Source organism: Rhizobium sp. NZLR1 (assembly GCF_017357385.1).
Taxonomy (GTDB): Bacteria; Pseudomonadota; Alphaproteobacteria; order Rhizobiales; family Rhizobiaceae; genus Rhizobium.
The window spans coordinates 2,977,557-2,990,350 of record NZ_CP071632.1 but is presented as its reverse complement, the minus strand read 5'-3'; the positions used below and the strand labels follow the sequence as shown (position 1 = coordinate 2,990,350).

The window sequence follows — 12,794 nt, the reverse complement described above, 5'->3', positions numbered from 1 at the left end:
GCCGACCGCTCTCTTGTGATGACCGCCCCTTCGATCAAGGCCTCTACAATCAAGGTTTGGCAAGGCTCCAGTTGCCGCCGACGCCATCGCCGGTGATGTCGCCCATCTTCTTGTCCTTGACCCAGTAATAAAGCGGCATGCCGTCCTTGGCCCATTGCTTCGTGCCGTCCTTACGGTCGATGATAGAATATGCACCATCAGCCTTGGCACCGCCAGCGGCCATCAGCGGCGGCCAGTTCTTGGCGCAATCGTCGTTGCAGTTGGAAACCCCCTTGGCGTCCTTTTTGAAGGTGTAGAGGGTCATGCCGTCTTTGCCGGCAAGAACTTTACCCTTGGCGGATTCGACTTCCTTGACTGGAGTGGCTGCGAAAGCAGCGGTGGCGGCAAGGGCGGCAGCCGCCACGGCGAACAGGAATTTCACGGATTTCATGATGTCTCTCCTTGAGATTGGGCATGCAATTTTGCGATGCCTGAGATGAGACACGAGACGAGGCGGTTTTGTTCCCAACGCATGGAAAGTTTTATGGCAGGAGGCGCGCGAGCCCGTGCCGATATTCCGCGGGCAGGGGCGAAGGCCGGTTTGCGCGGTCATTTACATTATGCCGATTTTCGGATAGCGTATATCCTTAATTCGCATCCTGAAACAGCCATCACGCGAGTTGCTGAATGATCCTGAAAAGCCAGGTCGAGTGGGCGCTCCACTGCTGCGCCATTCTCGCAGGCCTGCCCGAGGGCAGGTACCTTTCCACCAAGGCGCTCGCAGAGCTTCATGGTCTGCCGAAGGAATATCTCTCCAAGGCGCTGCAGAGCCTTTCGCAGGCATCGCTGGTCGAGACCACGCTTGGCCCGACTGGCGGCTACAGGCTTGCGAGCCCTCCTTCGGAGATCAATTTCCTCGACATCGTCGAGGCGGTCGAGGGCAAAACGCTGAGCTTCACCTGCACGAACATCCGGGCGAACAATCCTTGCCGGGCCGAAGGATATTGCGACAGCAAGCCCTGCGCGGTCGCGCGCGTTATGTGGGCGGCGGACGAGGCCTGGCGGGATACGCTGAGACGCGTCCGGCTTTCCGATCTGGTCGGCACCTTGTCCGAGGAAGTGCCCCCCGAGCTCTGGCGGAGCACGTTCGAATGGGTGCTCAAGCGCGCCGGCTGATTACAGCGCCGCGGGTCGTATTAGACGCGCAAAGGACGCTGTAACACTTTGAATCTACGCATCGTGCTTTCCGAAAATCGATTTCGATTTTCGGAAAGCACGATGCGCTAGGCCCTGAAGATTGTCCTGATGGTTTTCAGGATAGCGCGCGCGCTGTGGGCGGGTTCGGCGGGCAGGGCGGCATCGTCGCGGAATCGCTCCGCGCGGAGGGCGAGGTCTTCGGCGATTTCTTCCGCCAGCGCCGGACGCTCACTCAGCAGCGGCGCGAAGGCCTGCTGATCGATTTCATAGACCGTCACGGCGGTAAGAGCCTCCAGGGTACAGACTTCCTGCATGGCGGAGAGCAGTCCGGTTTCTCCGAAAAAATCACCCGGCGCGAGCCGCCCGCGTTCCCCATCTCCGTGCCGCGCCGCGATAATGCCGGCCCGCACCATCATCAGGGACGGCAGCATTTCGCCCTCCCGCACGATCACGTCGCCCTTGCGGAACTCACGCACGGCGGTTGTCTCGGCGAGTTTCTGCTTTTCATCGGTCGTCAGCGCCGCAAAGATCGGTATGGCCTCGATCAGTTCGAGCGGCGTTACGCGGGGCGCCCGTGCGCTCTCTTCGGTCGGCAGATCGCCCGTCAGGACCGAGGCGGCCGCCGGAATGGCCAGAAGCAGGCCGGCCGACTTGCAATGACGGTAGACGAGATCGAGCACCTCGTTTCGCGCCGTCGCGCGCTGGCTGGGGCTCGTCACCCGGAACTGTAGCTCGACCTCCAGTGCCGTGGCGTCCAGCCCCCTCAGCGCCACGACCGGCGGCGGCTCGCGCACGATGGAATTGCAGCTCGCGAGCGCCGACAACATCACTTGGCGGACCGATGCCGGCATCCGTGTCGGGGCGATGCGGATGGTGAGGATCAGCAGATGGCTTTCGTCCGGCCGGCTTACATTCGTCACGGCGAGCTTGGCCAGAAAACTGTTCGGCAGAACGACGAGATTGTTTGCGCTGGTCAGGATGTGCGTCGCGCGCCAATTGCTTTCGACGACGCGTCCCTCTGTGCCGTCGCTCAAAAGAATCCAGTCACCGATGATGTATGGCCGGCCGAGGGTCAGCGCGATGCCGGAGAAGACGTCTGCGAGCGTGCTCTGCAGCGCAAGGCCGAGAATGATGGCGACGACGCCCGAGGTCGCAACGAGGGTGCCGATCGGCACGCCGAAGACGAAGGCCAGAACGGACAGGGCCATGCCGATATAGACGACGCCAATGACGAGATCCTGGAGCAGGCGAGCCTCTCGTGGACTGCCTTCCAGCACCAGATACAGCCTGATGAAACCGATGACGGCCCATGCCAAATGAATCCACCAGAGCGTTTTCGCGACGATGACGAGCAGGGCCTGCGGATCCTCGGACTCATATCCTTGAAACCGGTGGGGTTCGATGCCGCTGCCGACGAGGATCAAAGTCATCGCGGCGAAGAAGAATATCTGCACCACCAGCCGCGTCGTGGGCCGTTGGCGGGAAAGCAGGTGCCAGACGACGATCCCGGCGAAGCCGACTGTTATGAGCGATATCAGAGGCTTGCCGAAGAGCGCGTCGTAGATCATCTGTCTTTGTCTCCGGGAGGGGCGGGCGGCGTATGATTCAGCATGTCGGCCGCCAGCGCAAGCATCGGCCCGCGCGGACGGTTTGGCGGCCCCCTACTTCTTGAGGGGATAGGTCAGCTCTTTCTGGTTGATGTCGACCACGAAGACGGCGAGCAGGCGGGCGGGCTTGGTTTCGCTGCCGTTGGCGCTGACGCCGTGCCGGTCGCCCGGCATTTCGGAGAAACTCTCGCCGGCATGATAGACCTTGACGGGGCCGTCATTGACCTGGCTGCGGATCGCTCCTTCGAGCACGGTGGCGTAGATGAAGGCCGTGTCCGGATGGGTGTGGCCTTCGGAGAAGCCGCCCGGCCCATATTCGACCAGCACGCCCTTGATACTCTTGCCCGGCACGTTCGGAAGCTCGTGCTCATAGACGAGGGTGACCTTCGCAGACTTGCTGTTGTCGTGGGCGCTGGCGCCGGTGGCAGTCAGAAAGGCGAGGGCGACGGCGGCGAGGACTGAGGTTTTGATCATTGGAATCTCCATATTGCTTGGATGAGCAGGACGCGCCCGAGCGGCCGCGTCCTGGCGCAAATCACTTCGGCTGGGCGGATTTTGCGAACCATTGTTCGAAGGTGATCGAGCCGAGGCTGCGGCTGTCGTCGGAAACGAGCGACTGGTCGTTGAGCCGGACGCCGAAATATTTCGCTTCCGGATCGGCTTCGACGGTACGCGGGTCTTTCATCGCCTTCAGATATCGGGCGACGAGTTCGCTCAGGCGCGCCCGTTCCGGACCTGATATCTCGATTGTGGCGTTGGCGGGCGCGGAGAGCGCCACATCCGCCATGACGTCGGCGACGTCGTCGGAGGCGATCGGCTGGACATAGGCCGGCGACAGGCGAACTGTCTGGCCGACCGTTGCCGATTGGGCGATTCCGCCGAGGAATTCCATGAATTGCGTCGAATGCACGATGGTGTAGGGAATGCCGGACGCCTTGATCAGTCTTTCCTGAGCGAGCTTGCCGCGGAAATAGCCGCTTTCCTGCAGTCGCTCGGTACCGACGACGGAGAGAGCGACATGGTGTTTTACCCCGGCAACCTTCTCGGCGGCGAGAAGATTGCGGCCCGAGGTCTCGAAGAATTCGAGCACGGCCTTGTCTTCGAAGGATGGCGAATTGGCAAGGTCTAGCACCACTTCGGCGCCGGAGAACGCGTTCGCCAGTCCTTCTCCCGTGATCGTATTGACGCCTGAGTTTGGCGAGGCGGCAATCACGTCATGCCCGCGCTTGTGCAAGCGTTCGACAGTCTTTGAACCGATGAGGCCGGTTCCGCCGATGACAACGATTTTCATAACAGATCTCCGTTCGCTGCCGGGGTGCGACAGCGTCAAAGGTGAATCTTCTCAATGAATTGTGGGGTTTAGTTCAAGCCTGATTTGTCGAGGCCATAGGCCTTGTCGGCCGAGCCGGGGACCGTCCTGAAGCCGACATTAACGCGGTTCCAGGCATTGATGGCCATGACGACAAAGGTCAGATCGGAGATTTCCTTTTCGGAAAGCTGGCCGCGAACCCGTTCGTAAATCTCGTCGGGAATGCCGCCCTCGGGAAGCTTCGTCAGCGCTTCGGTCCAGGCAAGGGCTGCGCGCTCGCGGGGAACGAACAGGTTGGATTCCCGCCAGATGGCGACGTGATGGAGCCTGAGCTCGGTCTCACCATGGATCTTTGCCTGCTTCACATGCATGTCAAGGCAAAAGCCGCATCCATTGATCTGTGAAGCGCGGATCTCGATGAGGGCCTGAAGCTTCTCGTCGATCACGCTGCTCTTCAGCGCCATGCTGAATTCCATGAATTTCTTGAAAAGCTCGGGGGACTGCTGGGCGTAGTTCAATCGCTGGCTCATGTCATCTCTCCTCTAATTAAGGATATTTAGTATCCTTATGGATATAAGATATCCTTAATTGCTGGACTGTAAAGCCATTCTCGCTTAGTTTGGCTGCATAAGGCCTATGCGCAAAAGTATGAGGGGGCAGGGATGGATATCGTTTCGGCATTGCGAGCCTTCCAACGCGTCGTGGAGACGGGCTCGTTTTCAGCGGCGGCGCATGATCTCGACGTGACACAGCCGGCGGTTTCACGGCAGGTCGCAGCCTTGAAGGCCATTTCAACACGCGCCTCCTACATCGCACGACGAGCGGCCTGTCGCTGACGGCGGAGGGAGAACGGATGCTGCCGATGGCGCTGAGGATTCTTGAAGCGGTGGAGGAACTCGGCGATGCGGCCGGATCGGATGGGGCCATGGCTTCGGGGAGGGTCAGACTCAGCGTCCCCGCGCCGCTCGGCCTCTATCTCAGCGAACGGTTGGGCGATCTTCTTGCCGTCCATCCGAAGCTTTCGGTCGAACTGCTCCTCAGGGAGCAAAGCTCCGATATGATCGAGGAGCGCCTCGACCTCGAAGTGCGGCTGGGCTCGGTCGCTGACAGCAGCCTCGTTTGCCGGCGGATAGGTTGGACGACGGCCTTCCTTGTGGCATCACCCACCTATCTCGCGCGCAAGAAAGCGCCGCGGGCGCCGAAAGACATCAGGGAGCACGAATGTCTGTGCTACAACAGGGCCGGCGGAGCTTCCACCTGGTCGTTCTCGAATGGCTCGGAAGACATTTCGGTTCGGATTTCGCCGCGCCTGACCGCCTGCAGCGCCGTCGCCATTCACAGGGCAGCCCTTGCCGGCGCGGGCCTGGCGGTCCTCTCCCATATCATCGCCGTCCCGGATATCGCCGCTGGCCGGCTGATCCCCTTGATGGAGGATTTTCAACCAAGCCGCCTGCCGATCACGGTCGTCTATCCCTCGAGGCGCAACATGCCGCTCCGCGTCAAAACGGTTCTGGATTTTCTGACCGATGCGATCGGGCGGGACCCGTCGATGTGCGCGAGCGGCATGGGCTGGCAGTAGAACGGATGATCGTCCCGCCGCGCGATTTGCCGTTTTCCGCCTTGCCTAACGCCCGCGAATCCTGCCAAGTCGTCCGATCATGCAATTTGCGCCGCAACAAGACGAAGCCCTCAAGGCTGTTTCGAAATGGCTGAATGAAGGGCGTTCGCCGCTCTTTCGCCTATTCGGCTATGCCGGAACGGGCAAGACGACGCTTGCCAAGCATTTCGCCGAGAATGTCGACGGTGATGTGCTGTTTGCGGCCTTTACCGGCAAGGCCGCACAAGTGTTGCGCTCGCGCGGCGCCTCCAACGCCCGGACGATCCATTCGCTGATCTACCGCCCGCGCGGCGAGGAAGCGGTGGAGGACGAAGAGACCGGCAAGACTTCGATCGCACCGATGTTTTCGATCAACCGGCAGAGCCCGGTCGCCAAGGCGGCGCTGATTATCGTCGACGAATGCTCGATGGTGGACGAGGCGCTCGGCAAGGATCTAATGAGCTTCGGCACGCCGATCCTGGTGCTCGGCGATCCCGGCCAGCTGCCGCCGGTCACCGGCGGCGGTTACTTCACCAATCAGGATCCCGATTACCTGCTGACCGATATCCATCGCCAGGCGCGCGATAATCCGATCATCAAGCTCGCCATGCAGGTGCGCGAGGGCAATGAGGTGATGTACGGCGATTACGGCACGGCCAAGGTGATCTCGAAGAACGAGGTGACGCAGCAGCTGGTACTCGATGCCGACCAAGTGCTCGTCGGCACCAACAGGACCCGGCGGCGCTACAATCAGCGCCTGCGCGAGCTGAAAGGCTTCAATGCCGATTACCCGCAGACCGGCGACAAGCTCGTCTGTCTCCGGAACGATCCCGCCAAGGGCCTGCTGAACGGCTCGCTCTGGCAGGTGATGACCTCGTCCAAGGAAACGACGAAGCCCGGCATCAATCTCCTCGTTCGGCCCGAGGACGACGACATGGACCGGGGAGCTGCCAAGATCAAGCTCCTGAAACAGGCCTTCGAGGATGTCGAAGGCGAGATCCCCTGGAACACCCGCAAACGCTACGACGAGTTCGACTACGGCTATGCGCTTACCGTTCACAAGGCGCAGGGCTCGCAATGGAACGACGTCGTGCTGTTCGACGAGAGCTGGGCCTTTCGCGATACGCGCGAACGCTGGCTTTATACCGCGATCACGCGCGCGGCGGAGACGCTGACGATCGTGCGCTGACCTCGATCGCGCCTGGCGATCTTGGGCGGGAAGTCGACGGTGGCGGCCGTCGAGAATGATGCGTGCAAGTTTGCATGCGGCGTGCGTTAGGCTTGCACGCGACGTGCGTCAGGCTTGCACGTGGTTATGCCTGGACGATGCCGAGCAGAACAGCCTTGGCGATCGCCTGGAAGCGGTTGTTGGCGCGGAATTTCAGGATGATTCCGGCTTCGAGATCCCTGGTTTCGTCGTGTTTCAGGTCGAGCGCTCGGGCGATTCGCTGGGTGGAATAACCTTCCGCCATCAGCTCCAGGCACTGCAGCTCCTGCGGGGTCAGGCTTGCGCTGTCCTGGTTGTCGTTCAACGGCGGCTCTTCGACACTGGCGTCATAGTCCAGGAGGTCGCCGACCTGCTGGAGCTGGCGGTGCAGGGTCGACATCTCGGCCGTCAGCTCGCGTTTGCGCACCTGCAGCGCTTCGCGGAACATCGCCTCGGCTCTTTCCTGCGACTCGGCCTTGCGAAGCTCGTCCATCAATTCCTGGATGACGGCGATCGGCATTCCGGTCTCACGGCAGACGGTGATGACCGCCATACGCATCACATCGTCTTGTCCGTAGACCCGCATCAGGCCGATGCGATTGGCCGAAACCAACCCCTTCTCTTCGTAGAAATGCAGCGTCCTGTGCGTAACGCCGAATGCGTTGGCCATATCGGCAATGGGCACCGGACCATCCGGTAGATCCGGCGGCAGCGCGGCCGAAGGCAGGAACCGGTATTTTGACCGGGCCTCCGAAGCGTTACCGGCGGCAGCAAACAGGCGTTTGGAACCGTCTGGCATGAACCCTCCTAGGGCATAGTGTTGCACCTCATGCGGATTTGCCAGTTGCTTCCCAGGCGCGGCGAGTGGGGTTTTCCTCTGGCGTTCTTGTCATTGGGAAAGAAGCAGTACGCGGCCTACGTTTACGCTATACAATGTCCACGTTATGCGTGAACGATCTTTTTTATAAGTGCTAAAAGTAATCTCTTTTAAATGGGATAGCAACGCGACGACGTGATTTGCCCGGGTTTCTGGGTGTGCTGCAGCAAAACATGTGCTGCATTGCGGCATCGGCCGGTCGTCTTCACAGGCGACGGGAATTACTGTTTGCGGTACGCAAGGGCGCTGGAATGCCCAGCCAACGGCGATGCTATTAGCGATCGGCATGGCATTCATCTGCGAATCTCGTTGGCCATCGCGCGGCCCTTGGCTTAAAAGCAGGGCCTCCGTTTCCCGTACCGATGGATATCAGCCATGCCCGCCAAGCTTTCCGTGAACCTCAACGCCATCGCCATGCTGCGCAACCGGCGCGACTTGCCCTGGCCGAGCGTCGAAGCGCTTGGGCGAATCGCCCTTGCAGCCGGCGCGAGCGGGTTAACGGTGCATCCGCGTCCCGACCAGCGCCACATTCGCTTTTCCGACCTGCCGGTCATTCGCAACCTGATCGACGACGAATTCCCCGAGGCCGAGTTTAATATCGAGGGCTATCCCACGCAGGAGTTCTTCGAACTCTGCGCCGGGGCGGCACCGGAGCAGGTGACGCTGGTGCCCGACGATCCCGCCCAGGCGACCTCGGATCACGGCTGGGATTTCCGCAAGCACCGGGCATTTCTGACCGATGCCGTCGCGCGGCTGAAGGCGATGGGATGCCGCGTGTCGCTGTTTGCGGACGGCGATGGCGATGCTGAAGCCATTGATATCGCCAAGGCGGTCGGCGCCGACCGGATCGAACTTTATACCGGTCCCTATGGCGGCTGCTACGACGCGCCGGAACGGGCGGCCCCGATCCTCGACGCGCTCGGACGGACGGCGGATGCGGCGCTGGCGATCGGCCTTGCCGTCAATGCCGGCCACGATCTGACCGTCGAAAACCTGCCGGCGCTGGTGAAGCGCATTCCCCAGCTTGCCGAGGTTTCGATCGGCCACGGCCTGACCGCCGACGCGCTGGAATACGGCATGGCCGAGACGGTGCGGCGGTTCTGCCGGGCGTGCGGGCAGGCGGTTTAAGGAAGGGCTGTTTCCTTCTTGCGTATTGGCGGCAACTAATTTGATACGCTGCAAAGGTTTCCCGTGCTCATGGGGTGAAGGCGCTGGATTCCTGTACTCATGACCTCCGACCTGCGGATTGGCCATATTTCCAACACACGAGCATCTCCTAGTTCTTTCAACCGGGGGCGTTAGGGTGAGCGTTGCTACACGTCAATTTATGTTTGTCGCGGCGGCATGGGCGAGTTTGCTCTGCTCCGTTGGAACCGGCGTCGCCGATCCCCGGCCGGAAAGATGGGTGGAAAGGTGCGGCGGCGTCTACGCTCTTTGCGGCTATATCGACAGAGCGACGTTAGAACCGCGGATTGATCGCAAGTTCGAAGTTGCGCTTCCTTTCTCGGAGGGGCTGGCCGCCGTGCGCTCCGAGGGGAAATTCGGCTATATCAATTCGAGTGGCGAGATGGTGATCGCGCCTGCGTTCGACCTTGCCCGCGGATTTCGCAAAGGCCACGCCGAAGTGGTGGTCGCTGACAAGGCAGGAATTATCGACAGAACGGGCAAGTTTCTGCTGTTGCCGTACTATGCGCGTGCCATTCCATTCGGAGCCGGGGCGGCGCTCGTTCGTCCCGGCAAAGCGGTCGCGTCGGATTCTTTCGGCTTCCTGCGTTTTATGTTCGGGGAACTGTTTTTTGAGAGGAGCGATCGACCCTATCTGCTCGTCGATCTGCCTTCAGGAAAGATACTGAAGGACGAGCTGGCCATTAAAGAATTCGAATTCGGCACTTTCGTTTGGGCAGCTCAGCCGGGAGATAAACGATACGGATTGCTTGCTCCCGACGGAACCTGGAAGGTCGAGCCTCGCTTCGAAACAGCCAGCAAACTCGGTGGAGGAAGAGCAATTGTCTGTTATGGCGGTTCGGCCGGACACAAAGGACAGTCCAGCCAACGTGACCGGGCCGACGCCACCCAATGCGGCGTGATCGGCCGGGACGGCCAAACTATTCTCGCCCCACAGCAATTTAGGATCCAGGATCATCGAAACGGGTTTTACCGTGTGGCCAAAGACCAGAAATTGGGCGTCCTTGACGAGGCGGGACGGTTGCTTGGCGGTCGTCTGTTTGACGATGCGAGACTGCCGGATTATTCCGGTGAGGTGGCCAGGGTATCGGTGGACGGCCAGTGGATCGGGCTCAACCGGGCCGGGGATCTGGTGCCCGACCCGGAGGACGGGAAGGCGTGGGCGGCATGTCCTTCGGGTCTCAAATTCATCCACCGCGGTAACCTTATTCAGGTCGTCGGAGCGGATGGAAAGCCGACCGTTTCGTATCTTTTTGACAACACGTACATGACCTGCGAATTCCCCGTATCGGTTCGGTACAATGGAAAATGGGGGTTTCTCAAGCAGGACGGTAAACTGCTTGTCGATCCACCATCATTTCAGAGCCAATCTGGTTTCAGCGGTGGCTATGCCGGCGTCGATGTTCAGGGCAAATGGGGAATACTGGACGCCAACGGTGTGTTAGCCCTCGCTCCGCAGTTCGATGAGTTGCAGCCCGATTCCGGTGCCTATGCGGTATCGAAGGATGGGCGGAAGTTTTGGATCGACGCATCAGGACGTGAAGTCTCCGAGCCGCGCCGCCTGGAAGACCGGCGATCAAAGTTGCGTTGCGGACCCGACGGCGGACAGCGCGTCTCGAGGAATTCGAACGGAACCTTGCTTTGGGGCATTGAGGATGCCGCCGGGAACACTGTCGTCGAGCCGAAATATCGGGCCATCACCTGTTTCCGGGATGGTCTCGCATGGGTTCCGCTCGACGAAGGACGAGAATGGTGTGCAATCGATCGGAATGAGCGGAAACGCGAGAGCGTCGCGTGTGTCAAGAACTGGGCTGACAGCAATGTCGCCGACGCGCGAACTGAGACAATGTCCGACGATCCCTATGAAAGCGGCGTGCTCTGGATGCGGGCCGAGCTTGAATACGGACTTGACCTCAGGGAAAAACCGCCTGGCTTCGTTTCGCAATTCTGAGGGGCGACCCTGCGCGTCGGTGCGGTGAGCGACACATCTGATGTGATCAGGGATCCAGTGTCCAGAATCGGAGTCCGCTCATCCCTGCCGCGAGCGCAGGGATGAGCGGAAAGCTCAATGGCCTCCGGCATTGCCTGAAGCCGTCAACGCAGCCTTGTGCGCCACGAAGAAATCCTTCAGCGGCTGCGGCTGTTTGCCGGTCAGCTTGGTGAAGTCTCCGGTGACGATGTCGAATTTGCCGGCGCGGATGTTGGCGTCGGCCGAAACCAGCATGTCGGCGACGAAACCGGGAAGGCCGGCGCCGCGGATGCCCTGGCCGAGCTGCTCGTCGTTGACGTCGACCACCTCGAGCGGCTTGCCGGCGACATCGGAGACGATGGCGGCGATCTGCCGGTTGGTGAGCAATTGCGCGCCGGTCAGCGTATAGGTGGCGCTCTCGGAGGTGCCGGAGGCAAGGGCGGCGGCGATTGCCAGGGCGCAGTCGTCACGCGAAATGGTCGAGACCTTGCCGTCGCCCGTGGCGCTGTACCATTTGCCGCCCTGCAGGTTGTGCGGCATGCCGTGCAGGTAATTGTCGTGATACCAGGCGTCGCGGATGATCGTATAGGCGATGCCGCTTGCCTTGATGGCGTTTTCGCTGCCGAGATGATCCGGCGCGAAGGTGACGAGCGAATCGTCCGGCGCCGGCATCGAGGTATAGGCGATGTGCTTGACGCCTGCCTTAGCGGCAGCGGCAACGGCTGCCTTGTGCTGGGTGAGGCGCTTGCCGGGGGTATCCAGCGCATCGGTGCTGATGATTAGCAGCCGGTCGATGCCGGCGAAAGCCTTCTCCAGGCCTGCCGCGTCATCAAAATCGGCCTTGCGGGTGACGACGCCCTTGTTTTCGAGTTCGGCGAGCTTTTCCGGGCTGCGCGTAGCCGCCACGATGCTGCCGGGAGCGACCTTATAGGTCTCGATGAGATGATGGATGACACGCTGGCCGAGCTGCCCGGCGGCGCCGGTGACAAGGATGGTTTCGTTCATACGTCGTTTCCTTCTGTGTTCTGGGGGTAGTCTCGAAAAGAGAGTAACACTAGAATAGGAATTGACTCGGCGATGTAAAGGAGGCAGTTTTTCGGCTCTACGTTACCAAAAGGGAACCAGCAGATGAGCGGTGCGGTCGTCAGTCTGAAGAACAGAATGCCGGGGGCGCGGCGCGAGATCGATCTGGCTGGCCTCGATTTTTCCAATTGTCCCGTCAGGGACATGATGCAGCAGATCGGCGGCAAATGGTCGACGCTGCTGCTCGAAGTGCTGGCGGCCGAGCCCCGCCGCTTCGGCGAGCTGCGGCGCATGCTTCCCGATATATCGCAGCGCATGCTGACGCAGACGCTGCGTGATCTGCAAAGGGACGGTTATGTCGCTCGCGAAGTCTTCCCGACCAAGCCGCCGAGCGTCGAATATTCTATGACGGATCTCGGCCGTTCGCTCTACCGGCCACTGTCGCAACTGTTGAACTGGGCGGAAGCGAACCACGACGCCGTTCGCGCCGCCCGTTCGCGTTTTGATTCAGCCGATAGTTAGTAAGGTAGGTCACGTTTCTAGAAACCGGAAACGGTGATCATTCCGGCGGTCGAGTAAAAAGAGCGCGGAACAATTCCTCAGATCGTCGCAAACCTTCGTCGCTCAGGACGACGGATTTGGCTTTGCCTGCGGGATTTGCGATCAGGCCCTTCCGATACAGACGGTCCATTGCGTCCCAGTCGAAGCCTTTCCAAGCTCTGTCCTCGTCATGCAGCGTCAGTCATAGCAATGCCAGAACAGCGTCATCGATCTTGTCTTCGTCTATGTCCATGCTGGAACATCCCATGCAGAAACGAAAATTCGGCAGCAGTGAGCGGATGCG

At 60.6% G+C, this 12,794-nt stretch carries 13 protein-coding genes and 1 pseudogene; 6 read left to right on the top strand and 8 right to left on the bottom strand.

The genetic code is table 11. The features are described 5' to 3' along the window. Positions 1-49 precede the first annotated feature (49 nt). Entirely contained in the window at positions 50-430 is a 381-nt protein-coding gene (locus J3O30_RS14920) for a hypothetical protein (RefSeq protein WP_207581064.1), read from the bottom strand. A gap of 236 nt (positions 431-666) precedes the next feature. Here J3O30_RS14920 and J3O30_RS14915 point away from each other — a divergent pair, with 236 nt between their 5' ends. Next, positions 667-1,155 (top strand): Rrf2 family transcriptional regulator, encoded by a 489-nt coding sequence (locus tag J3O30_RS14915; protein ID WP_207581063.1) that lies wholly within the window; start codon positions 667-669, stop codon positions 1,153-1,155. A 107-nt stretch (positions 1,156-1,262) separates the two neighbouring features. Here J3O30_RS14915 and J3O30_RS14910 read toward each other — a convergent pair whose 3' ends face one another. From J3O30_RS14910 to J3O30_RS14895, 4 genes are all read right to left on the bottom strand, one after another. Continuing rightward, the gene (locus tag J3O30_RS14910) at positions 1,263-2,744 is read right to left on the bottom strand and encodes a mechanosensitive ion channel family protein (RefSeq protein WP_207581062.1); all 1,482 of its coding nucleotides are present in this window, start codon (positions 2,742-2,744) and stop codon (positions 1,263-1,265) included. Between the two features lie 93 nt (positions 2,745-2,837). Next, positions 2,838-3,257, bottom strand: coding sequence for a cupin domain-containing protein (locus J3O30_RS14905; RefSeq protein ID WP_207581061.1), 420 nt, complete (start codon positions 3,255-3,257; stop codon positions 2,838-2,840). A 61-nt stretch (positions 3,258-3,318) separates the two neighbouring features. Beyond that, positions 3,319-4,074 (bottom strand): SDR family oxidoreductase, encoded by a 756-nt coding sequence (locus J3O30_RS14900; RefSeq protein ID WP_207581060.1) that lies wholly within the window; start codon positions 4,072-4,074, stop codon positions 3,319-3,321. Between the two features lie 68 nt (positions 4,075-4,142). Continuing rightward, positions 4,143-4,622, bottom strand: a complete 480-nt coding sequence (locus J3O30_RS14895; protein WP_207581059.1) for a carboxymuconolactone decarboxylase family protein — start codon at positions 4,620-4,622, stop codon at positions 4,143-4,145. Positions 4,623-4,754: 132 nt separating this feature from the next. Here J3O30_RS14895 and J3O30_RS14890 point away from each other — a divergent pair. Then, positions 4,755-5,671, top strand: a pseudogene (locus tag J3O30_RS14890) (LysR family transcriptional regulator). A gap of 79 nt (positions 5,672-5,750) precedes the next feature. Then, positions 5,751-6,878: an ATP-dependent RecD-like DNA helicase gene (locus tag J3O30_RS14885; protein WP_207581058.1), complete on the top strand. Its 1,128-nt coding sequence runs from the start codon at positions 5,751-5,753 to the stop codon at positions 6,876-6,878. Between the two features lie 124 nt (positions 6,879-7,002). On the opposite strand, the gene J3O30_RS14880 is transcribed toward J3O30_RS14885, so the two are convergent. Continuing rightward, the gene (locus J3O30_RS14880; protein ID WP_207581057.1) at positions 7,003-7,695 is read right to left on the bottom strand and encodes a MerR family transcriptional regulator; all 693 of its coding nucleotides are present in this window, start codon (positions 7,693-7,695) and stop codon (positions 7,003-7,005) included. Between the two features lie 453 nt (positions 7,696-8,148). Between J3O30_RS14880 and J3O30_RS14875 the strand changes: the two genes are divergently transcribed. Together J3O30_RS14875 and J3O30_RS14870 are read left to right on the top strand one after the other, a co-directional pair. Further along, on the top strand, positions 8,149-8,901 hold the full coding sequence (locus tag J3O30_RS14875) for a pyridoxine 5'-phosphate synthase (RefSeq protein WP_207581056.1): 753 nt from the start codon (positions 8,149-8,151) through the stop codon (positions 8,899-8,901). Between the two features lie 175 nt (positions 8,902-9,076). Continuing rightward, the gene (locus tag J3O30_RS14870) at positions 9,077-10,909 is read left to right on the top strand and encodes a WG repeat-containing protein (RefSeq protein WP_246762675.1); all 1,833 of its coding nucleotides are present in this window, start codon (positions 9,077-9,079) and stop codon (positions 10,907-10,909) included. 114 nt (positions 10,910-11,023) lie between these two features. Here J3O30_RS14870 and J3O30_RS14865 read toward each other — a convergent pair whose 3' ends face one another. Further along, on the bottom strand, positions 11,024-11,932 hold the full coding sequence (locus J3O30_RS14865) for an SDR family oxidoreductase (protein WP_207581055.1): 909 nt from the start codon (positions 11,930-11,932) through the stop codon (positions 11,024-11,026). A gap of 123 nt (positions 11,933-12,055) precedes the next feature. Here J3O30_RS14865 and J3O30_RS14860 point away from each other — a divergent pair, with 123 nt between their 5' ends. Beyond that, the gene (locus J3O30_RS14860; protein WP_207581054.1) at positions 12,056-12,472 is read left to right on the top strand and encodes a helix-turn-helix domain-containing protein; all 417 of its coding nucleotides are present in this window, start codon (positions 12,056-12,058) and stop codon (positions 12,470-12,472) included. Between the two features lie 37 nt (positions 12,473-12,509). Here the strand turns inward: J3O30_RS14860 and J3O30_RS33185 are convergent, their stop codons facing one another. Beyond that, the gene (locus tag J3O30_RS33185) at positions 12,510-12,692 is read right to left on the bottom strand and encodes a DUF6429 family protein (RefSeq protein WP_246762763.1); all 183 of its coding nucleotides are present in this window, start codon (positions 12,690-12,692) and stop codon (positions 12,510-12,512) included. Between the last annotated feature and the right edge of the window lie 102 nt (positions 12,693-12,794).

Bases quoted from the DNA above. Each gene is read 5' to 3' on its own strand.
- J3O30_RS14860 (WP_207581054.1), top strand. From the start codon at position 12,056: ATGAGCGGTGCGGTCGTCAGTCTGAAGAACAGAATGCCGGGGGCGCGG.
- J3O30_RS14885 (WP_207581058.1), top strand. From the start codon at position 5,751: ATGCAATTTGCGCCGCAACAAGACGAAGCCCTCAAGGCTGTTTCGAAA.
- J3O30_RS14895 (WP_207581059.1), bottom strand. From the start codon at position 4,622: ATGAGCCAGCGATTGAACTACGCCCAGCAGTCCCCCGAGCTTTTCAAG.
- J3O30_RS14915 (WP_207581063.1), top strand. From the start codon at position 667: ATGATCCTGAAAAGCCAGGTCGAGTGGGCGCTCCACTGCTGCGCCATT.
- J3O30_RS14900 (WP_207581060.1), bottom strand. From the start codon at position 4,074: ATGAAAATCGTTGTCATCGGCGGAACCGGCCTCATCGGTTCAAAGACT.
- J3O30_RS14920 (WP_207581064.1), bottom strand. From the start codon at position 430: ATGAAATCCGTGAAATTCCTGTTCGCCGTGGCGGCTGCCGCCCTTGCC.
- J3O30_RS14865 (WP_207581055.1), bottom strand. From the start codon at position 11,932: ATGAACGAAACCATCCTTGTCACCGGCGCCGCCGGGCAGCTCGGCCAG.
- J3O30_RS14880 (WP_207581057.1), bottom strand. From the start codon at position 7,695: ATGCCAGACGGTTCCAAACGCCTGTTTGCTGCCGCCGGTAACGCTTCG.
- J3O30_RS14905 (WP_207581061.1), bottom strand. From the start codon at position 3,257: ATGATCAAAACCTCAGTCCTCGCCGCCGTCGCCCTCGCCTTTCTGACT.
- J3O30_RS14875 (WP_207581056.1), top strand. From the start codon at position 8,149: ATGCCCGCCAAGCTTTCCGTGAACCTCAACGCCATCGCCATGCTGCGC.
- J3O30_RS14910 (WP_207581062.1), bottom strand. From the start codon at position 2,744: ATGATCTACGACGCGCTCTTCGGCAAGCCTCTGATATCGCTCATAACA.